This is a genomic window from Streptomyces sp. Ru72, assembly GCF_002920635.1.
In the GTDB taxonomy this organism is placed as follows: domain Bacteria; phylum Actinomycetota; class Actinomycetes; order Streptomycetales; family Streptomycetaceae; genus Streptomyces.
Genome location: NZ_PQSR01000018.1, coordinates 1 through 19,830 on the forward strand (window position 1 = coordinate 1; position 19,830 = coordinate 19,830).

Here is a 19,830-nt window from a genome sequence, read left to right on the forward strand (position 1 = left end):
CCCGGCCGACGGCGGCCGGGCGCTCGCCGTGCAGGTCGACTACGCGCAGGGCGCCCGCATCATCGACGCCCTGGACGAGGCGATCGTGTGGTCCTCGGCCCTGGCGAGCGGCGCGACGCTGTGCGTGGGAGCCTTCGCGGTGACCCGGGTGACCCGGCGGCTGCAGGCCACCGCGCAGGTGGCCCGGCGGATCAGCGCGGCGACCTGGACGCGCGCGTGAACGACCGGCGCGCGAGGAATCCGGCGCGCCCCCAGGACGAGGTGGCCGCCGTCGCGGGCGCCCTGGACACGATGGCGGCCACGCTGCAGGGCAAGCTGCTGAGCGAGCAGCGGTTCACCGCTGACGTGGCGCACGAGCTGCGCACCCCGCTGACCGGGCTGCACGCGGCGGCCGAGCTGCTGCCGCCTGGGCGGCCCACCGAGCTGGTGCGGGACCGGGTGGCGGCGCTGCGCACGCTCACCGAGGACCTGCTGGAGATCTCCCGCCTGGAGGCGGGCGGCGAACGCCTCGAGCCGGCCGAGGAGCGGCTCGCGCCGCTGGCGCAGCGGGTGGTGCGGGCCTCCGGGACCCCCGTGGAGGTGCGGGTGGTGCGGGACGCGTGCGTGGCGACCGACCGGCGGCGGCTGGAGCGGGTGCTCGGCAATCTGGTGGCGAACGCGCACCGGCACGGGCGGGGCCCGGTGGTGCTGACCGTCGACGGTGCGCGGGTCACCGTACGGGACCACGGGGACGGTTACCCGGAGTACCTGCTGGCGCACGGACCGCAGCGGTTCCGCACCGAGAGCGGCGCGAAGGGGCACGGCCTCGGGCTGACGATCGCGCTCGGGCAGGCGGAGGTGCTGGGCGCCCGGCTGGAGTTCGCCAACGCGCCGGACGGCGGGGCCGTGGCCACGCTCTCCCTCCCGCAGACACCAAGGAGTACCGGAACGGGCTGATTGCCCCTGCATAACGGGACATACCGCTCACCTCTTGCTACGTTCCGCACATGATCCCGCCCGGAACGCCAGGAGCGAGGACCGTGACGCCGGCGGACGCCCCCGCCCCGCGCTGCGCCTGCCCCGGCGCCGGGGCACCGAGTTCGGCCTGATCGTCCTCGCCGTGCTGCTGTCGGTGTACGGCTACTGCGCCGTCGGCCTCGCCCGGCACGGCACCCTCCCGCCCGGAGCCCTCCGCTACGGCGCCGGGCTCGGCACGCTCGCGCTGCTCGCGCACTGCGCGGTACGGCTGCGCGCCCCGTACGCCGATCCCCTGCTGCTGCCCCTCGCGGTCCTGCTCAACGGCGTGGGCCTGGTGCTGATCTACCGCCTCGACCTGGAGACCCCGGGCCACCGGGCGGCCCCCGCCCAGCTGTCCTGGTCGACGCTCGGCGTGGCGCTGTTCACCGCCGTCGTCCTGCTGCTGCGCCACCACCGGGTGCTCCAGCGCTACACCTACCTGTGCGGCGGCGCCGCGCTCGCCCTGCTCACCCTGCCGATCTTCTTCCCCGCGGTGAACGGCGCCCGGATCTGGCTCAGGGTCGCCGGGTTCTCCATCCAGCCGGGCGAGTTCGCGAAGCTGCTGCTCGCGGTCTTCTTCGCCGGCTACCTGGCCGCAAACCGGCAGGCGCTGGCGTTCACGGGCCGCAGGGTGTGGCGGCTGCAGCTGCCCACCGGGCGGGTCCTCGGCCCGGTGGTGGCGATCTGGCTGCTGAGCGTCGGCGTCCTCGTCCTGGAGCGCGACCTCGGCACCTCGCTGCTGTTCTTCGGGCTGTTCGTGGTGCTGCTGTACGTCGCCACGGGCCGCACCGGCTGGATCGCGGTCGGTCTGCTGCTCGCGATGGCGGGCGCGTTCGCCGTGGGCCGGCTGGAGCCGCACGTGCACGCCCGGGTCGAGGACTGGCTGCATCCCTTCGCGTCGATCGAGGCGGGCCAGGGCGCGGGCCAGCTCGCCCAGTCACTGTTCGCGTTCGCCGCCGGCGGCGCGCTCGGCACCGGGCTCGGCCTCGGCCACTCGGTGCTGATCGGCTTCGCCGTGAAGTCGGACTTCATCCTGGCGACGGCGGGCGAGGAACTGGGCTTCGCCGGCCTGTGCGCGCTGTTCCTGCTCTACGCGCTGCTGGTGGAGCGCGGCTACCGGGCGGGGCTCGCGCTGCGGGACCCGTTCGGGCGGCTGCTCGCCGTGGGGCTCGCGTCGATCGTGGCGCTCCAGGTGTTCGTGATCGCGGGCGGGGTGACGGGCCTGATCCCGCTGACGGGCATGGCGATGCCGTTCCTGGCCCAGGGCGGTTCGTCGCTGGTGACCAACTGGATCATCGTGGCGCTGCTGATCCGGATCAGCGACTCGGCCCGCAGCCAGTACGACAGGAAGGCCGCGCCATGAGCAGGTACATCCGCCGGGCGGCGGCCCTGTGCGCGGTGCTGCTGATCGGCCTGCTGGCGAACGCCACCCGAGTGCAGATCCTCCAGTCCGCCCGTTACGAGGACAACCCCGCCAACCGCCGGCAGATGATCACCCGCTACGAGGTTCCCCGCGGTGACATCCTGGTCGACGGCCGCCCGGTGACCGGGTCCCGGGACACGGGCGGCATGTTCCGGCACACCCGGACGTACACCGACGGGCCGCTGTACGCGCCGGTCACCGGCTTCGCCTCCCAGCTGTACGGGACGACGCTGCTGGAGCACACCGAGGACGCGCTGCTGTCGGGCACCGACCCGCTGCTCGATCCGTTCCCCCTGTGGAACGGCGTCCTGAGGAAGCGCATCCCCGGCGGCCACGTCGTCACCACGCTCAACGGGGCGGCGCAGCGGGCGGCGTACCAGGGGCTGGCCGGGCGCGCGGGCGCGGTCGCCGCGGTCGAGCCGACGACGGGGCGGATCCTGGCGCTGGTCTCGACGCCGTCGTACGACCCCGGGGAGCTGTCCGGGACGTCGCCGTCCGCGGCCCGGGCCTGGAAGCGGCTGAACGGGGACGCGGCGCGGCCGATGCTCGACCGGGCGATCCGGCAGACGTATCCGCCCGGTTCGACGTTCAAGGTGGTCACGGCCGCGGCGGCCCTGGAGGCGGGGGTGGTGACGGACCTGGACGCACCGACGGACTCCCCCGACCCGTACCGGCTGCCCGGGACCACGACCGAGCTGACCAACGAGACCGACGACTGCACGGACGCGTCGCTGCGGTACGCCTTCACCTGGTCGTGCAACACGGTGTTCGCCAAGCTGGGCGTGGAGGTGGGGCTGAAGGACATGACGGGCACGGCGGCGAACTTCGGCTTCGACGGGCGGAAGCTGAGGGTGCCGTTCGCGGTGGCGCCGAGCACGTTCGACGCGAAGCTGGACGCCTCCCAGCTGGCGCTGTCCTCGATCGGGCAGTTCGAGACCCGGGCGACACCGCTGCAGATGGCGATGGTCGCGGCGGCGGTGGCCGGCGGGGGCGACGTGAGGGCGCCGTACCTGGTGGAGCGGACGACGACCAAGGGCGGCGAGACGGTCTCCACGGCAACGCCCCGAACCCTGCACCGGGCGATGAGCGCCACCACGGCGGAACAGCTGCGGGAGATGATGACGGACGTGGTACAGGAGGGCACGGGTCGTAACGCGGCGATCCCCGGCGCCCGAGTGGGCGGCAAGACGGGCACGGCCCAGCACGGCGTCGACAACTCCGCGAGGCCGTATGCCTGGTTCATCTCCTGGGCGCAGGCGGACGACGCGCTGGAGCCGGCGGTGGCGGTCGCGGTGGTCGTGGAGGACGCGTCGGGCCGGCAGGGCGAGGTCAGCGGGGGCGGGGACGCGGCGCCGGTCGCGAAGGCGGTGATGGAGGCGGTGCTCAACTCCCGTCCATACGGCAGGGGTTGAGGTCCAGGTGCTGAGACGGGGGCTGTCGCCCGGCGGCCGGGCCGACCTACCGTTCGGTCATGACGACCACCTACGAACTCGCCGAGGTCAACATCGCCCGCCTCAAGGCCCCGCTGGACTCACCGCAGTTGAAGGACTTCGTGGAAGCCCTGGACCCGGTGAACGCGACGGCGGACGCGGCCGACGGTTTCGTCTGGCGGTTGCAGAGCGACTCGGGCAACGCCACGGACATCCCCGTGCTGGGCGACGAGTGGCTGATCATCAATATGTCGACATGGCGGGACACGAACGCCCTCACGGCTTTCATGTACCAGGGGCAGCACCGGGAGATGCTGGCGCGGCGCCGGGAGTGGTTCGAGCGGCTGGAAGAGGCCGTGACGGCCCTGTGGTGGGTCCCGTCGGGCCACCGCCCGACGGTTGCGGAGGCGGAGGAGCGGTTGCTGCACCTTCGCGCGCACGGGCCGACGGAGTACGCGTTCACCCTGCGGACGTCGTTCCCCCCGGGGGAGGCGCGACCGGTGGCCGGCGGTTGATGGCGGTGAGGTCGACGGTGAGGGGGAAGGGGACGGTCAGTTCCAGCTTGTCGTGGAAGATGCCGGTCAGGCCGTAGGCCTGGGTCGCGGGGTCGAGTTCGTAGACGTACACCACCGGAAGACCCTTGTTTTCTTCGACGCGCCAGTAGTGCGGGATGCCCGCCCGCGCGTACTTCCGCGGTTTCACGTCCCGGTCCCGGTCTTCCGAGTCCTCCGAGACGACCTCGATGGCGATGACGACGTCTTCCGGCCGGTACCAGGTCTGCCGCGGACCGGCATCGGCATCGGCACGGAAAACCAGGACGTCGGGCTCCGGTCGATTGCGCTTGTCGAGCTTGATCGTCATCTCCCGGATGACGTCGAGCTCGTCCGGCACCTGGGCCAGCAGGGTGTGCTCCAGCAAGCGCATGGCACGCGAGTGGAAACTGGTCTGCGGACTCACGAAGACAAGACTCCCGTCGATCAGCTCCGTGTGCGGAGGAAGATTGGGAAGCTTGTCGAGGTCGTCCGCCGTCCAGCCACCCTCCGGCGGACGAGCCCACTCGTAGTCGTCGTCCAGCCCGTAGTCACGTGCGGCGCTCATGATTGCTCCCATGCGACGGAGTCTGCCCGGCACAGCCAGCGTACCCAGGGGAATATGCCGATTCGCCCGTCGATCGAGTGATCAACCACCGAGGTGCTGACCCTGCTCGATCGCCTCCTCCACCTCGGCGACCCGTTCCCTCTCCTCCGCCGCGAAGCGCTCCGCGTCCAGCTTCTCGGCGATCTCCTCGTCCTGCGCCATCAGCAGGTCCAGGTTCGAGTCGCCCATCTCGAAGACGCCCATGTCGACGTAGGCCTGCTGAAGGCGCTTGCCCCACAGGCCGATGTCCTTCACGCACGGGACGATGCGGCTGAACAGCAACTGCCGGAACAGCTGGAGGAACTCGGACTTCTCGCTGTACGCCTCCGCCTCGGCCTTGGGGATGCCGAAGTTCTCCAGCACCTCCACCCCGCGCAGGCGGTCCCGCATCAGGTAGCAGCCCTCGATGACGAACTCCTCGCGTTCGCGCCGTTCGGCGTCCGTGAGCTGCTTGTAGTAGTCCCGCAGCGCCATGCGGCCGAACGCCACATGCCGGGCCTCGTCCTGCATGACGTACGCGAGGATCTGCTTGGGCAGCGGCTTGTCGGTCGTGTCGCGGATCATGCCGAAGGCGGCGAGCGCCAGACCTTCGATGAGGACCTGCATGCCGAGGTACGGCATGTCCCAGCGGCTGTCCCGCAGGGTGTCTCCGAGGAGTGCTTGCAGGTTGTCGTTGATCGGGTAGAGCATCCCGATCTTCTCGTGCAGGAAGCGGCCGTAGATCTCCGCGTGCCGCGCCTCGTCCATCGTCTGGGTCGCCGAGTAGAACTTGGCGTCCAGGTCGGGGACCGACTCCACGATGCGCGCCGCGCACACCATCGCGCCCTGCTCGCCGTGCAGGAACTGGCTGAACTGCCAGGAGGCGTAGTGCTTGCGCAGTTCGCCCTTGTCCTTGTCGGTCATCTTCGCCCAGTACGGCGTCCCGTACAGGGTCATCGCCTCGTCCGGCGTGCCGAGCGGGTCGCAGGGGTCCACCTCCAGGTCCCAGTCGATCCGCTTCTGCCCGTCCCACTGCTTGTCCTTGCCCTTCTGGTACAGGGCCAGCAGCCGGTCGCGCCCGTCGTCGTACTCCCAGCTGAAGCGGGCCGCGCCACTGGCGGGCACCTGCCAGAGGGGTTCCTCCGGCTCCTTGGCGTACAGCTCAAACGTCGGCATGAGCACACGCTCACACGAGGTAGACGCGGCGTCAACAAGTGGAGCGCAAGGGATTGACGGCGTTGCTGACAAGCAGTCTCATAAATCCGTGACCGCGGGTAACAGGCGGCCCGTACGACGAGGTGGTGGGCACAGCGATGACGACCGTGACGGAAGCAGACGTGCTGCGCGACGCGCTGGGGCTGCTCAAGGACCGGGAGCAGGTGGCGGAGCGGCTCCTCGCCTCGTCCGCCAAGCACTCCTTCGACCCCGACGAGGAGCTGGACTGGGACGCGCCCTACCAGGAAGGAATGTGGTTCTGGCCCCCGGAGCTGGTGTCGCTCTACGACACACCGCTGTGGCGGGGGATGAGCGAGGAGCAGCGGATCCGGCTCTCCCAGCACGAGGCCGCGGCGCTCGCCTCGCTCGGCATCTGGTTCGAGATCATCCTGATGCAGCTGCTGGTCCGGCACATCTACGACAAGGCGGCGACGAGCGCGCACGTGCGGTACGCGCTGACCGAGATCGAGGACGAGTGCCGGCACTCGAAGATGTTCGCCCGGCTGATAGCGCACGGCGACACACCCTGGTACCCGGTGAGCCGGGTGCACCGGAACCTGGGCCGCGTCTTCAAGACGGTCTCGACCACGCCGGGCTCCTTCACGGCCACGCTGCTGGGCGAGGAGGTGCTGGACTGGATGCAGCGGCTGACGTTCCCCGACGAGCGGGTGCAGCCGCTGATCCGCGGGGTCACCCGTATCCACGTGGTCGAGGAGGCCCGCCACGTCCGCTACGCCCGGGAGGAACTGCGCCGCCAGATGGTGACCGCTCCGCGGTGGTCGCAGGAGTTCACCCGCATCACGTCCGGCGAGTTCGCACGGGTGTTCTCGGTGGCCTTCGTGAACCCGGAGGTCTACACGAACGTGGGCCTGGACAAGCGGGAGGCGATGGCCCAGGTGAGGGCGAGCGGCCACCGCCGGGAGATCATGCAGACGGGAGCGAAGAGACTGACGGACTTCCTGGACGACATCGGGGTGCTCAGGGGTGTGGGCCGGCGGTTGTGGCGGTCGTCCGGGTTGCTGGCATGAGTGCGTCTCGGCTTCGGTCCGGCATCTTCAGCCCGTCGTGGCGGCCCCGCTAGAGCGAAGCCGAAAGTGGGGGAGATTGAGGACGAGGCCGTTCAGGCCGGCAGGGGACTGCGGGCGCGGCCCCGGCACGGCCTCCGCAGCTCCGGGTGCCTCGTCCTCCCGGCAACACGATTACGCTGCGAACATGACCTCCGAGGCCACCACGCGCGCGTACCGAAGGCTCAGCGTGGAAGAACGCCGCAGGCAACTCCTCGACGCCGCGCTCACCCTCTTCGCGCACCGCGCCCCCGAGGAGGTCTCCCTCGACGACGTGGCGGAGGCGGCCGGCGTCTCCCGCCCCCTCGTCTACCGCTACTTCCCCGGCGGCAAGCAGCAGCTCTACGAGGCCGCCCTCCGCTCAGCCGCCGACGACCTCCGGCAGTGCTTCGCCGAGCCGCCCGAGGGCCCGCTCAGCCACCGCCTGGCCCGCGCCCTCGACCGCTACCTCGCCTTCGTCGCCCGGCACGACGCCGGTTTCAGCGCCCTGCTCCAGGGCGGCAGCGTGGTCGAGACGTCCCGCACCACCGCCATAGTCGACGGCGTGCGCCGGGCCGCGGCCGAGCACATCCTCAGTCACCTCGGCGTCGAGGACCCCGGCCCGGGGCTGCGGATGACCGTCCGCATGTGGATCACCTCCGTCGAGGCCGCCTCCCTCATCTGGCTCGACCAGGACAAGCAGCCCCCGGTCGAGGAGTTGCGGGACTGGCTGGTGGAGCAGTTCGTGGCCGGGCTGGTGGCCACCGCGGGACGTGATGCGCAGACCGCCGCCGTGGTCCGCTCCGCGCTGACCCTGGAGAGCGCCGACGGCCTGGTCGGCGCCCTGGCCCGGCGCGTCCTGCCCGTGCTCGGCGACGCCGGTCACCTGCTGTGACACTGGTGCCGTGAAGAGCCAAGACACCCCGTTCGTCGGCGGCCCCCTGGACGGCCGCGTCCTGCCCGTCCTGCTGGGCCTCACCGGCCACCCCCCGAAGACGTACCGCGTGCCGGTCCCGGACGCGGCCGGCGGTCCGCCCACCGTCCTCGTCTACCGTCGCGTCCAGGCGGGCCCGAGCGGCAGGTTCGGTCTCCACCCGGGCTGGAGGTACGAGTACGACCCGGAGGGGGACACCGGCGGCCGACTGCGGTGGCCGTGGTCGAAGCCTCGACGGAAGCCAGACGCCACGCCGGGGGACGGCCCGGACACCGCCCACGAGTGACCTCGCTGCGCCGAACCGACCACCCGGCGCGCGCACGGGCCGCACCCGTCTCATCCTTCCGGTGCGAGGTGGAGGGACCACCCGGCATCCGGAGGTGATGACATGTCAGAAAGGTCGCTGCGCCTGGCGGGTACGGCGGCGGTGACCATGTGGGCCCTGCTCGCCGCCGCGCCGGCGATCGCCGTCCCGGACCCCACCCCCACCACCACGGCCCCACCGGACCCCGTCCCCGGCCCCACCGCCCCACCGGAGACCCGGCCGAGCACGACGCCCCGACCGGACCCGACCCCCAACCCCGAGGCCCAGCCGGACCCCGTCCCCGGCCCCACCGCCCCACCGGAGACCCGGCCGAGCACGACGCCCCGACCGGACCCGGCCCTCGGCACCACGGCCCCACCGGACCCGGCCCCCAGCACCGCCCGACCCGGGACCCACCCCGTCTCCCAGCTCCTGACCGACTTTCAGCAGCTCTACCGCGCGGCGGAGCAGGCCACCGACGCCTACAACGCCACCACCGAGAAGCTGAAGCAGCGCCGGGCGGAGGTGGCCCGGCTGGACGGGCAACTCGCCAGGACCCGGCTCGAGCTGCAGAGCAGCCGCGTCGAGGCCGGCCGGCTGGCCCGGCAGCAGTACCAGACCGGCACCTACCTCTCCCCGTACGTGCGCCTGCTGTTCGCCCGCGACCCGCAGCGCGCGCTCGACGAGGGTCATCTGATCGGCCGGCTGACGCAGGAGCGGGCCGCGACCGTGAATCAGCTGATCCTGGCAGAGAGAAGCGCCGACGCCCTGGCCCGCGCGGCCCGTAAGGCGCTGGACGACCAGCTCACCCTCACCGACCAGCGGCAGAAGGCGCGGGACGACGTCGAACGGCGGCTGAAGGACATCGAGAAGCGGCTCGCCTCCCTCACTCCCGAACAGCTGGCCGCCCTGGCCCGGTACGAGCAGGACACGGCCGCGGCGGCCCAGCAGACGGCCCCGGCCTCCGGTGCGCCCGACGCGAAGCCGACGCCGACGGCCGAGGGCCCGGCGGCATACGGCGCCGTGCGCCCGGAGGCGTCAGGTCAGGCGCCGGCCACCGACGCCAGGTAGGCCTCGGCCTTCTCCGGCTCGTAGAAGAAGTTCTCGAAGTCCGAGGGGTCGTTGAACCCGTTGGCGATCCGGTGCGCCACCGGCGGCATGGCCCCCGCCGCCCCGATCAGGTTCAGCACGTGCTCCGGCGGCACGCCCAGCATCGCGTTCGTCCACTTGGTCACGTGGCGCGCCGTCTCCCAGTAGCGGTCGAACGTCTGCTGCATCCACGCCTCGTCGAATTCCTTGTCCCCGTGTTCGAGGATCGAGGCCAGATACGCGGCCGCGCACTTGGACGCCGAGTTGGAGCCCTGCCCGGTGATCGGGTCGTTCGCCACGACCACGTCGGCGACGCCGAGCACCAGCCCGCCACCGGGCAGCCGCCCGATCGGCTTGCGCACGGTGGGCGCGTACCGCCCGGCCAGCGTGCCGCCGGCGTCGGTCAGCTCCACCTTGGTGGCCCGCGCATACTCCCAGGGAATGAACTTCTCCATGAGTTCCAGGGTCAGGGAGAGGTGCTCGCCGGGGTCCTTGACGCCCTTGAAGACGTCGAGCGGGCCGCCGGGTATGCCCTCCCAGAACAGGATGTCCGCGCGGCCGGAGGTGGTGAGCGTCGGCATGACGAACAGCTCGCCGACGCCGGGGACCAGGTTGCAGCGGACCGCGTCGAAGTCCGGGTGCTCGGGGCGCGGCCCGAGGCCGTGGACGTACGACACGGCGAGCGCGCGCTGCGGCTCGCTGTACGGGGAGCGCTCCGGGTCCCGGGCGAACATCGACACCAGCTCGCCCTTGCCGGCCGACACGAGCACCAGGTCGTAGGTGCGGGAGAAGTAGTCGAGGTCGGAGACCGCCGCGCCGTGGATGACGAGCTGGCCGCCGCGCTGCGCGAACGTCTCCATCCAGCCTGCCATCTTCAGCCGCTGGTCGACCGACTGCGCGTACCCGTCGAGCTCGGCCACCCAGTCGATCGCGCGCTGCGACGGGCCCGGGTCGAACGAGCCGGGAGCGGCGACGGACACGCCGAGTCCTTCGATCTTCGGGGCCTGGGACTCCCAGAAGTTCAGCTTCAGGTCGCGCTCGTGCTGCAGCGCCGTGTCGAACATGCACTGCGTCGACATGACCCGGCCGGTACGGATCTCGTCCGCGGCCCGGTTGGACATCAGGGTGACCTCGTACCCGTGCGACTGGAGGCCGAGGGCGAGCTGGAGTCCGGACTGGCCGGCTCCGACGACGAGTATCTTCCGCATGCGGGTGGTGCTCCTACTCACGACTACTCGGGGGTGACGTCCAGCGCGTGGCCCACCAGGGCCAGAAGGGTCTCGATCACCGAGATCCGGCGGCGCGCGTCCATGATCATGACAGGTATGTGTGCGGGAATCGTGAGGGCCTCGCGCACATCCTCCGGTTCGAACCGCTCGCTGCCGTCGAAGTGGTTGACGGCGACCATGTACGGCAGGCCGCTGCTCTCGAAGTAGTCGAGCGCCGGGAAGCAGTCCGCGAGCCGGCGGGTGTCGGCCATGACGACCGCTCCGATCGCGCCCCGCACCAGGTCGTCCCACATGAACCAGAACCGCTGCTGGCCCGGCGTGCCGAAGAGGTAGAGCACCAGGTCGTCGTCGAGCGTGATGCGGCCGAAGTCCATGGCCACGGTGGTGGTGAGCTTGTCCGGGGTGCCCGTGAGGTCGTCGGTCTCCTCGCTGGCCTCGGTCATCAGCGCCTCGGTCTGCAGGGGCGTGATCTCCGAGACGGCGCTCACCAGGGTGGTCTTGCCGACGCCGAAGCCGCCCGCCACCACGATCTTCGTGGCTATCGGGGCACGCGTACGGTCCGTCTGCCAGGCCTTCAGTTCCTCGTCGGGCTCGACGAGTCGGTCGACGCCCGGGGCGGCGTCAGAGACGACGGAGTCCACTCAGCACCCTTTCCAGCAGAGCGCGGTCCGGCTGTCCCGTGCCGTGACCGGTTCCGTACACACGGATCTTTCCCTGGTCCGCGAGGTCGCTCAGGAGGACGCGGACCACCCCGAGCGGCATCTTCAGCAGTGCCGCGATCTCCGCCACCGTGCGCATACGGCGGCACAGCTCGACGATGGCCCGCATCTCCGGCATCACGCGGGTGGACAGTGAACCATTCGTCAGTTCCCGCCGCTCCTCGGGGGCCTCCAGAGCGGCGACGAAGGTCTCGACGAGCAGGACGTGGCCGAAGCGGGTACGGCCCCCGGTGAGGGAGTAGGGGCGCACGCGGGCGGGTTTGCGCTCGCCGCCGCGGACGGGAAGTTTCTTCTGTGTGCCGCTCATCGGGCGCTCCCTGCCGACTCGGCCTCGAGGGACCTGCGCAGCTCGCTGCGGAGCTCGGGCGTCAGGACGTGTCCGGCGCGGCCGACGAAGAGCGCCATGTGGTACGCCACCACGCTCATGTCGCAGTCCGCGGAGCCGTGCACGCCGAGCAGCGAGCCGTCGCTGATGGACATGACGAACAGGCTGCCCTCGTCCATGGCGACCATCGTGTGCTTGACCTTGCCTGCGTCCATCAGCTTGGCGGCGCCGATGGTGAGGCTGCCGATGCCGGAGACGATGGTGGCGAGGTCGGCGGCGGACCCCTTGGGCCCGCTGGGCCTCCCGTCGCGGCCGGCGCGGGCTTCCGCCGTGGGGGTCCCGCCGCGCGAGCTCGTTCGAGCGTGGGGGAGGCCGGGGTCGGACGAGAGCAGGAGCAGGCCGTCGGAGGAGACCACCGCGACCGACAGGATGCCGGGCACCTCCTCCATCAGGTTGGTCAGCAGCCAGTGCAGGTTGCGGGCTTCACTGCTCAGTCCGAAGGTACTGGACGCGGTCAACTGCTTGCCTCCTCGACTGTGCCCCCCGATGATTCAACGTCCTGTGCGGTGCCGGGTGTCGCGTGCTGCGGTGGGGCCGTGGGCCGGTGCCCGGGTGCCTTGGTCTCCCCCGTCCGCTCGGCGATCTCCGCCTCGACGTGGCGGAAGCCCTCCTTGGCTCCCCGGTGGAACCCGCCGAGCCTGCGGCGCAGCGCCTCGGCGTCCACACCGCCGGGGCGCGGACGCGGGGCCGGAGCGGGCGCGGAGATCCTGGGGGTGCGCTTGGGGAGCCCCTTGGCGGTGAGCCGGGGGGTCTCGGGCTCCTGAGGCGCCTCGGGCTCCTGGGGTGCCTTCGACGCGGGCGGCTCCGACGCGGGTGCCTGCGCGGCGGGCTGCGGCTCGCCCTCGTCCAGGGTGCGTTCGTGGCTCTCCGGGCCGATGGCGTAGGGGTCGGCCGCCGCCTGGGCGGGGATGCCGGCGGCCGGGGCGGGTTCCTCCGCCCGGGGCGACGGCTCCACGCGGGGCGACGGAAGGAACAGCTCCATCGTGGTCTCGGGACCGAACTCGGGCTCGGCGGCGGGCTCCGGGGTGGCGGGCTCGCGTACGGACTCGGCTCGCGGCACGCCCCAGTCGTCCCCTACGGATTCCTCACCCCGGGCGGGCTCCTGCCGCTGCTCGCTCCCCTCCCGCTCCCGTACGGCCTCCTCCGCCGCCGCGATCAGGGGGTCCTCGTCGCCCCCGGGCCTCCCCGGCGCGAGCCGCGCACGACCGCTGAGGACGTTGGAGTTGACCTCCGCGTCCGCGCCGGGCAGCGAGAACGAAGCCGCACCCGCGGCCATCGGGGCCCCGGCGGGCACGGCCGCGGCCGGCGCCTCGGCGAGCAGCGGCTTCGGCAGGACCACGACGGCCGCGACGCCGCCCTGTTTCTGCTCCCGCAACTGCACCCGCACCCCGTGCCGGTGGGCGAGGCGGGCGACCACGTACAGGCCGAGGCCGAGGCCCTCGCCACTCTCCTGGTCGTAGGCGTCCTCCGGGTCGAAGTCGGCGAGCCGGGCGTTGAGCCGGCTCATCCGCTCGGCGGCCATGCCGATGCCCTCGTCCTGCACGGAGAGCATCACCTCGCCGCTCTCCAGGAGCCAGCCGGAGATCTCGACGGGGACGTCGGGCGGCGAGAAGGAGGTGGCGTTCTCCAGGAGTTCGGCCACCAGGTGCGACAGGTCGTCGGCGGCGAACCCGGCGACGTGCGCGTGCGGGGGGAGTGCGGCGATACGGACGCGCTCGTAGCGCTCGATCTCGCTGACCGCGGCGCGCACCACGTCGACGAGCGGCACCGGCCCGGCGTGCTGCTGGACGTGCTCGGCGCCGGCCAGGACGAGGAGGTTCTCGCTGTGGCGCCGCATGACCGTGGCGAAGTGGTCGAGCTTGAACAGTGTGGACAGCCGCTCCGGGTCCTGCTCCCGCTCCTCCAGGCCCTCGATGACGGTCAGCTGGCGCTCGACCAGGCCGAGGGTGCGCAGGGCGAGGTTGACGAACGTGGAGTGGATGCTGTGCCGGACCTGCTGCAGATGGGCGGCGGCCTGGGCCAGTTCGGCGCGCAGCCTCTCGCGCTCGTCGGCCATGGTCTGCCGCTGGCCGACGAGGTGCTTGCGGTCGGCCTCCAGGGTCGCAAGGCGCTCCTGGAGGGCGGCGGCGTGCGCGTGCAGGGCGTTGACGGAGCGGACGACCTGCGCGAACTCGTCGTTGCGGCCGGTGAACTTCACCGGTTCCTCGCCGGCCGGGTCGGCGGCCACGCGCGCGGTGCCGAGGCGGAGCACGGCGAGCGGGCGGGTGAGGCTGCGGGCCATGGCCATGGCGATGCCGACGGCGACCAGCAGGATGGCGCCGAGGACGGCGATGCGGATCTCCAGCGCGGTGACGTCGTCGTCGCGCAGCTGGGCGAGGTCCTTGCTGCGGGCCTCGTAGAGGGAGGACTCCACGCCGCGCATCAGGTCGACGCGGGCGGAGAGCGCGGCGTCGACCTTCTTGGTGCTCAGGTCGAGGTCGCTGTCGGAGAGGGTGGGCTGGTCGGTGAGGGAGGCGAGGTACTTCTCGGCGGAGGAGACCTCGGGGCCGGTGACCGTGGAGTCGTAGGAGGACTTGGCCGCAACGGGGGCCGTGTCGCGGAAGCCGGCGATCGCCGCGTCGGAGCGGACGGCGGCCTGCTGGGCGGCGGCGGTGAGCGCGTCACGCTGCTTGGTGTCGGCGTCCGAGGAGGTGCTGGTGGTGGTCGGCAGGCCGGTGACCGGGCTGATGACGGTCTGGGTGGTGTGCGGGATGTTCAGGGCCGCGAGGAGCAGTCCGCGGGCGGCGGCGGCCTGCTGCACGGCGGTGTCCAGCTCGGCGAGGGAGTGGGCGCCGGACCCCGCGCGCGGCGGCATCTGTTCGGCCAGCTGCTCGGCGAGGGCGTGCAGCTCGGTGATGGCGGCGGAGTACGCCTGATGCGCCTGGAGAGCGGTGCTCTTGCCGGTGAGCGCCGCTCGCCGTACCGCGGCCACGTCGTCGAGGTCCTTGCGCAGGCCGCCGGAGAGGTCCGGGTTGGCGCGCAGGTCCTCGATCTCCCGGTCGACGCGGGCCTGCTGCTGCTCGGCGGGCGCCTTGGACCCGGGGCGCCCGGCGGCCACGTACGAGGTGACCTCGTCCCGTTCGTCGGCCAGCGAGTGCGCGAGGACGAGCGCGTCCTGGGTCTGCTCGGCGAGCGTGACCAGGTTCTGGGAGTCGTGCAGCTGCCCGGAGGCGGCGACGACGCTCGGCGCCCCGGCCCCGACGACGGCGGCGGCGACCACGGCGACGGCGACGATCAGCCGGTTGCGCACATGGGCGGGGCGGCCCCGGCCCGCGGACTCGGACGAGGCCCCCTGCTCGGGGGCCGTCTGCTTGCCTGTGCTCCGAGGCCGCGTCTTCTGCACCGGTGCTCGCACTTCCTCACTCGTGTACCCATGGGCCCGGGGTGACGTTCCGTCAACGGGAATGCCGACCCGGTACGACGGCTTCCGACCCTCCCAGTGCCGGTGGGCAGAGGTCCCGCTTCGCCTGACCCGCCACCCGAAGGAGTGAACATCGGTGGGGAGTTGGCGGGCAAGTTCCTCTGGCCCGTGCCGAGGCCTTGCGCGGTGGGCCGGTTGGACGTCGGCGGCGCACTTTGGCAATATTCGCCACCGCGCTTCACCGGAAGCGATTATTCCGTACCAAACCAGGCAGCTGACCTGCGCGCTCGCATCGATTCAGCGACCGTTGACGGCCTTTCGTGGACCTTGTGAAGGCCTCGTGCAGACTGGCTGGATGCGTATTGAGCTGACGTCCGAACCCGGCGACGCGACTCGCCCCAACGAGGACTTCGCCGCGCTCGCGCTTCCGGCCTCAGGACAGGGCGGGGCGCTGGTCGTCCTGGACGGGGTGACCCCGCCGGCCGGCGACCACGGCTGTCTGCATTCCGTCCCCTGGTTCTGCGCGCGCCTGGGCGGCCTGCTGACCGAACTGTCCGTTTCCCGCCGGGATCTGACACTCGCGGAGATCCTGGCGGAGGCCGTTGCGCGCACCGCCGACGCCCACTCCGCCACTTGTGAGCTTTCTCACCCGCGGACGCCTCAGGCGACCGTGGTCCTCGCCCGCTGGTCCGATGCCGCGGTGGAGTACCTCGTCCTGTCGGACTCGGTGCTCCTCGTCGAAGCCCCCGACAGCACGGTCACCGCTCTCCTGGACGACCGCCTCGCCCGCCTCCCGCGCGCGGCGCTGGCCACGGACGCGCTGGTGGACGCCACGGTCCGCAACAAAGAGGGCGGCTTCTTCACGGCGGCCGCGGACCCCTCGGTCGCGGCCCGCGCCGTCACCGGGGAGCTGCCGCGCGGCCGGGTGCAGGCCCTGGTGGCCCTGACGGACGGGGCGACGCGCTGGACGGAGAAGTTCCGCCAGGGCGACTGGACGGATCTGTTCACGGTCGTCCGCAAGGAGGGCGCGGCGGCGCTGGTGGAGCGCGTACGGGCGCTGGAGAGCGCCGACCGTGAGGAACGTGCGTACCTCGGCCGCAGCAAGACGCACGACGACGCGACGGTGGTGTACGTGGAGCCGTAGGGGTCCTGCCCCCATGCGGCTCCCGCTGCGTGGGGCCGGCGCCCTCGCTGGGCTCCCACAACCCGGTACGGCTACTGCTTGTCCATGCCCATGTTCAGCTGGTGCAGCAGCCGCGCCAGTTCCGCCACCTCGCGCGGGTCCCAGTGGGCGAGCTGGCGCACATAGCGGGCGCGGCGGGCCTCGCGGACGCGGCCGACACGCCGGTGGCCCTCCTCCGTGAGGTGCACCAGCCAGGCACGGCCGTCGGCCGGATCGGGCTCCCGGGCGACCAGACCCAGCTCCTCGAGGGCGCGCAGCTGGCGGGACATCGTGGCCTTGCCGACCCCGATGTAGGCGGCCAGTTCAGTGGCGCGCTGGCGGCCGCACTCGTCCAGCCGTACGAGGAGCCCGTACGCGGCGGACTCCAGGTCCGGGTGGACCTCCCGAGCCATCTGCCCGGCGTTGGCGCGGGCGCGCCGGAGGAACACCGTCAGCTCGCGCTCCAGCGCCAGGAACTCCTGGTTCGCACCACCGGACCGGTCCGCACCCTCCGCCGACGCGCCCGGGGCCACCGGACGCCGCTCGCCGTTTCCGTCCTCGTGCACGTCAGTCACCTGATCCGGTATCCCGTTCCTCGAAGTTTCCGCCAAAGGTCGCCGTCGCCGCAGCTCCGCCAGTATTTCGCAGGCGTAGACCAACGGCAGCACCGGTCCATGGCGAAGGCCCGGGCCTCCCTCACGAAACCCGGGCCTTCCCTCATCCGGCAGCGTCCGTCACGCCGCCACCGGAACCTCCGGCGTCGCATCGCTCGTGGCGGGCGCGAGGGCCAGCTCCAGGACCTGGCGGACGTCCGTGACGGCGTGGACGTCGAGCTTGTCCAGCACCTCCGCCGGGACGTCGTCCAGGTCCGGCTCGTTGCGCTTGGGGATGATCACCGTGGTGACCCCCGCCCGGTGCGCGGCGAGCAGCTTCTGCTTCACCCCGCCGATCGGCAGGACCCGGCCGGTCAGCGAGACCTCACCGGTCATCGCCACGTCCGTGCGGACCAGCCGGCCCGACAGCAGCGAGGCCAGCGCGGTCGTCATCGTGACGCCCGCGCTCGGACCGTCCTTGGGGACCGCGCCCGCCGGGAAGTGGATGTGCACGCCCCGGTCCTTCAGATCGCCGACGGGCAGTTCCAGTTCGGCGCCGTGGGAGCGCAGGAAGCTGAGGGCGATCTGCGCGGACTCCTTCATCACGTCGCCCAGCTGGCCGGTCAGGGTCAGGCCCGCCGCGCCCGTCTCCGGGTCGGCCAGCGACGCCTCCACGTAGAGGACGTCCCCGCCCGCGCCGGTGACCGCGAGGCCGGTGGCCACACCGGGGACCGCGGTGCGCCGCTCGGCCGGGTCCTGGGCGGACTCGGGCACGTGGTGCGGGCGCCCGAGCAGCCCGCGCAGGTCCTCGTCCCGGACGGTGAACGGCAGCTCGCGTTCGCCGAGTTCGTGCTGGGCCGTGACCTTGCGCAGCAGCCGCGCGATGGACCGCTCCAGGGTGCGCACGCCCGCCTCGCGGGTGTACTCGCCGGCGAGCTTGCGCAGCGCGGCCTCGTCGATCGTGACCTCGTCCTTGTTCAGGCCGGCCCGCTCCAGCTGGCGCGGGAGCAGGTGGTCACGGGCGATGACGACCTTCTCGTCCTCGGTGTAGCCGTCCAGGCGGACGATGTCCATGCGGTCGGCGAGCGCCTCCGGGATGGCCTCCAGGACGTTGGCCGTGGCGAGGAACACCACGTCGGACAGATCGAGTTCGACCTCCAGGTAGTGGTCGCGGAACGTGTGGTTCTGCGCCGGGTCCAGGACCTCCAGCAGGGCCGCGGCCGGGTCGCCGCGGAAGTCGGAGCCCACCTTGTCGATCTCGTCGAGCAGGACGACCGGGTTCATGGAACCGGCCTCCTTGATGGCGCGGACGATACGGCCGGGCAGGGCGCCGACGTACGTACGGCGGTGGCCGCGGATCTCGGCCTCGTCACGGACACCGCCGAGGGCGACGCGGACGAACGTGCGGCCCATGGCGTGCGCGACGGACTCGCCGAGGCTGGTCTTGCCGACGCCGGGCGGTCCGACGAGCGCCAGCACGGCGCCGCCGCGACGGCCGCCCACGACGCCGAGGCCCCGGTCGGCGCGCCGCTTGCGCACCGCGAGGTACTCGGTGATGCGCTCCTTCACGTCCTCCAGGCCCGCGTGCTCCGCGTCCAGGACGGCCCTGGCGCCGCGGATGTCGTACGCGTCCTCGGTGCGCTCGTTCCAGGGCATCTCGAGCACGGTGTCGAGCCAGGTGCGGATCCAGGAGCCCTCGGGGGACTGGTCGCTGGTGCGCTCGAGCTTGTCGACCTCCTTGAGCGCGGCCTCACGCACCTTCTCGGGCAGGTCGGCGGCCTCCACGCGGGCGCGGTAGTCGTCGGACTCCTCACCCTCCGCGGTGTCGCCGTTCAGCTCGCGCAGCTCCTTGCGGACGGCTTCCAGCTGGCGGCGCAGCAGGAACTCGCGCTGCTGCTTGTCGACGCCTTCCTGGACGTCCTTGGCGATGGACTCGGCGACCTCCTGCTCGGCGAGGTGGTCGCGGAGCTGCTGGGTGGCGAGCTTGAGCCGGGCCACCGGGTCGGTGGTCTCCAGGAGTTCCACCTTCTGTTCGGTGGTCAGGAAGGGCGAGTAGCCGGAGTTGTCGGCGAGCGCGGAGACGTCGTCGATGGCCTGGACGCGGTCGACGACCTGCCAGGCGCCGCGCTTCTTCAGCCAGCTGGCGGCGAGGGCCTTGTACTCCTTGACGAGTTCGGCGACATGGCCGGGCAGCGGGTCGGGGACCGTCTCGTCGATGCGTGTTCCCTCGACCCAGAGCGCCGCGCCGGGCCCGGTGGTGCCCGCACCGATCTTCACCCGTCCCAGGCCGCGGATGAGGGCGCCCGGGTCGCCGTCCGCGAGCCGGCCGACCTGCTCGACGGTGCCGAGGACACCGGTGGCGGCGTACGTGCCGTCGATGCGTGGAACGAGCAGGACCCTGGGCTTTCCGGGCTCGGAACGGGCGGCCGCCTGGGCGGCCTCCACCGCCGCGCGGACCTCGGAGTCGCTCAGGTCCAGCGGGACCACCATGCCGGGCAGCACAACCTCGCCGTCGAGCGGCAGCACAGGCAGAGTGAGCGGTGAGGACGTCGAAGCCATGATCTCCCCTTCGGCAGTCAAGTTGAGCTGTGCAGACTCAATGCACGAGAGGATTCGATTGTTCCCCCAGCCTTGTTCGCTCTCGGCGATCAGTCGGTGCGGGTGCTGTGACCAGGCACGGAGTGGCGTGGAGACAGATCGACGCCCGAGGCCGGGACGGCTCGCTCGGGAGGCCGGGACGGGTCGCCGTGGGAGGCGGGGCGGCGTCCGCGTGTGGTGCTTCGGACGGTTCG

The 19,830-nt window shown here is 72.0% G+C and carries 17 protein-coding genes and 1 pseudogene; 9 read left to right on the plus strand and 9 right to left on the minus strand.

Annotation, left to right across the window (positions count from 1 at the left end; translation table 11 throughout):
- The 4 genes and pseudogenes from C3488_RS11375 to C3488_RS11390 all read left to right on the plus strand — a co-directional run.
- Positions 1 to 936, plus strand: a pseudogene (locus C3488_RS11375) (ATP-binding protein); the annotation flags it as partial.
- A 112-nt stretch (positions 937 to 1,048) separates the two neighbouring features.
- Positions 1,049 to 2,359, plus strand: coding sequence for an FtsW/RodA/SpoVE family cell cycle protein (locus C3488_RS11380; protein WP_103839342.1), 1,311 nt, complete (start codon positions 1,049 to 1,051; stop codon positions 2,357 to 2,359).
- Positions 2,356 to 3,831 (plus strand): penicillin-binding transpeptidase domain-containing protein, encoded by a 1,476-nt coding sequence (locus C3488_RS11385; RefSeq protein WP_103839259.1) that lies wholly within the window; start codon positions 2,356 to 2,358, stop codon positions 3,829 to 3,831. The genes C3488_RS11380 and C3488_RS11385 overlap by 4 nt, the downstream gene beginning before the upstream one ends.
- A 59-nt stretch (positions 3,832 to 3,890) precedes the next feature.
- Positions 3,891 to 4,364, plus strand: coding sequence for a DUF3291 domain-containing protein (locus tag C3488_RS11390; protein WP_103839260.1), 474 nt, complete (start codon positions 3,891 to 3,893; stop codon positions 4,362 to 4,364).
- Here C3488_RS11390 and C3488_RS11395 read toward each other — a convergent pair.
- Both C3488_RS11395 and C3488_RS11400 read right to left on the minus strand, forming a co-directional pair.
- Complete coding sequence (locus C3488_RS11395; RefSeq protein ID WP_103839261.1) at positions 4,309 to 4,947, minus strand: Uma2 family endonuclease; 639 nt, start codon at positions 4,945 to 4,947, stop codon at positions 4,309 to 4,311. The genes C3488_RS11390 and C3488_RS11395 overlap by 56 nt on opposite strands.
- A gap of 81 nt (positions 4,948 to 5,028) precedes the next feature.
- Positions 5,029 to 6,141, minus strand: a complete 1,113-nt coding sequence (locus C3488_RS11400; RefSeq protein WP_103839262.1) for a ferritin-like domain-containing protein — start codon at positions 6,139 to 6,141, stop codon at positions 5,029 to 5,031.
- 137 nt (positions 6,142 to 6,278) lie between these two features.
- Between C3488_RS11400 and C3488_RS11405 the strand changes: the two genes are divergently transcribed.
- The 4 genes from C3488_RS11405 (at position 6,279) to C3488_RS11420 (ending at position 9,532) form a co-directional block, all read left to right on the plus strand.
- Positions 6,279 to 7,208, plus strand: coding sequence for a diiron oxygenase (locus C3488_RS11405; RefSeq protein ID WP_103839263.1), 930 nt, complete (start codon positions 6,279 to 6,281; stop codon positions 7,206 to 7,208).
- Positions 7,209 to 7,392: 184 nt separating this feature from the next.
- Complete coding sequence (locus C3488_RS11410; protein ID WP_103839264.1) at positions 7,393 to 8,118, plus strand: TetR/AcrR family transcriptional regulator; 726 nt, start codon at positions 7,393 to 7,395, stop codon at positions 8,116 to 8,118.
- A gap of 10 nt (positions 8,119 to 8,128) precedes the next feature.
- On the plus strand, positions 8,129 to 8,443 hold the full coding sequence (locus tag C3488_RS11415) for a hypothetical protein (RefSeq protein WP_103839265.1): 315 nt from the start codon (positions 8,129 to 8,131) through the stop codon (positions 8,441 to 8,443).
- Between the two features lie 102 nt (positions 8,444 to 8,545).
- Positions 8,546 to 9,532, plus strand: a complete 987-nt coding sequence (locus C3488_RS11420) for a hypothetical protein (protein WP_103839266.1) — start codon at positions 8,546 to 8,548, stop codon at positions 9,530 to 9,532.
- On the opposite strand, the gene C3488_RS11425 is transcribed toward C3488_RS11420, so the two are convergent.
- From C3488_RS11425 to C3488_RS11445, 5 genes are read right to left on the minus strand one after another with little or no spacing between them, the layout of a single operon-like run.
- Positions 9,505 to 10,758, minus strand: coding sequence for a styrene monooxygenase/indole monooxygenase family protein (locus C3488_RS11425; RefSeq protein ID WP_103839267.1), 1,254 nt, complete (start codon positions 10,756 to 10,758; stop codon positions 9,505 to 9,507). The genes C3488_RS11420 and C3488_RS11425 overlap by 28 nt on opposite strands.
- A gap of 23 nt (positions 10,759 to 10,781) precedes the next feature.
- Complete coding sequence (locus tag C3488_RS11430; protein ID WP_103839268.1) at positions 10,782 to 11,420, minus strand: ATP/GTP-binding protein; 639 nt, start codon at positions 11,418 to 11,420, stop codon at positions 10,782 to 10,784.
- Entirely contained in the window at positions 11,401 to 11,805 is a 405-nt protein-coding gene (locus tag C3488_RS11435; protein ID WP_103839269.1) for a DUF742 domain-containing protein, read from the minus strand. The genes C3488_RS11430 and C3488_RS11435 overlap by 20 nt, the downstream gene beginning before the upstream one ends.
- Positions 11,802 to 12,341 (minus strand): roadblock/LC7 domain-containing protein, encoded by a 540-nt coding sequence (locus C3488_RS11440; RefSeq protein ID WP_103839270.1) that lies wholly within the window; start codon positions 12,339 to 12,341, stop codon positions 11,802 to 11,804. The genes C3488_RS11435 and C3488_RS11440 overlap by 4 nt, the downstream gene beginning before the upstream one ends.
- The gene (locus tag C3488_RS11445) at positions 12,338 to 15,265 is read right to left on the minus strand and encodes a nitrate- and nitrite sensing domain-containing protein (protein ID WP_103839271.1); all 2,928 of its coding nucleotides are present in this window, start codon (positions 15,263 to 15,265) and stop codon (positions 12,338 to 12,340) included. Before C3488_RS11445 ends, C3488_RS11440 begins: the two co-directional genes overlap by 4 nt.
- A gap of 373 nt (positions 15,266 to 15,638) precedes the next feature.
- Here C3488_RS11445 and C3488_RS11450 point away from each other — a divergent pair, with 373 nt between their 5' ends.
- Positions 15,639 to 16,427, plus strand: coding sequence for a protein phosphatase 2C domain-containing protein (locus C3488_RS11450; RefSeq protein ID WP_103839272.1), 789 nt, complete (start codon positions 15,639 to 15,641; stop codon positions 16,425 to 16,427).
- 71 nt (positions 16,428 to 16,498) lie between these two features.
- Here the strand turns inward: C3488_RS11450 and C3488_RS11455 are convergent, their stop codons facing one another.
- Both C3488_RS11455 and lon read right to left on the minus strand, forming a co-directional pair.
- Positions 16,499 to 17,011, minus strand: a complete 513-nt coding sequence (locus C3488_RS11455) for a MarR family transcriptional regulator (RefSeq protein WP_181138973.1) — start codon at positions 17,009 to 17,011, stop codon at positions 16,499 to 16,501.
- A 168-nt stretch (positions 17,012 to 17,179) separates the two neighbouring features.
- Positions 17,180 to 19,597 (minus strand): endopeptidase La, encoded by a 2,418-nt coding sequence (gene lon / locus C3488_RS11460; protein WP_103839273.1) that lies wholly within the window; start codon positions 19,595 to 19,597, stop codon positions 17,180 to 17,182.
- Positions 19,598 to 19,830 lie beyond the last annotated feature (233 nt).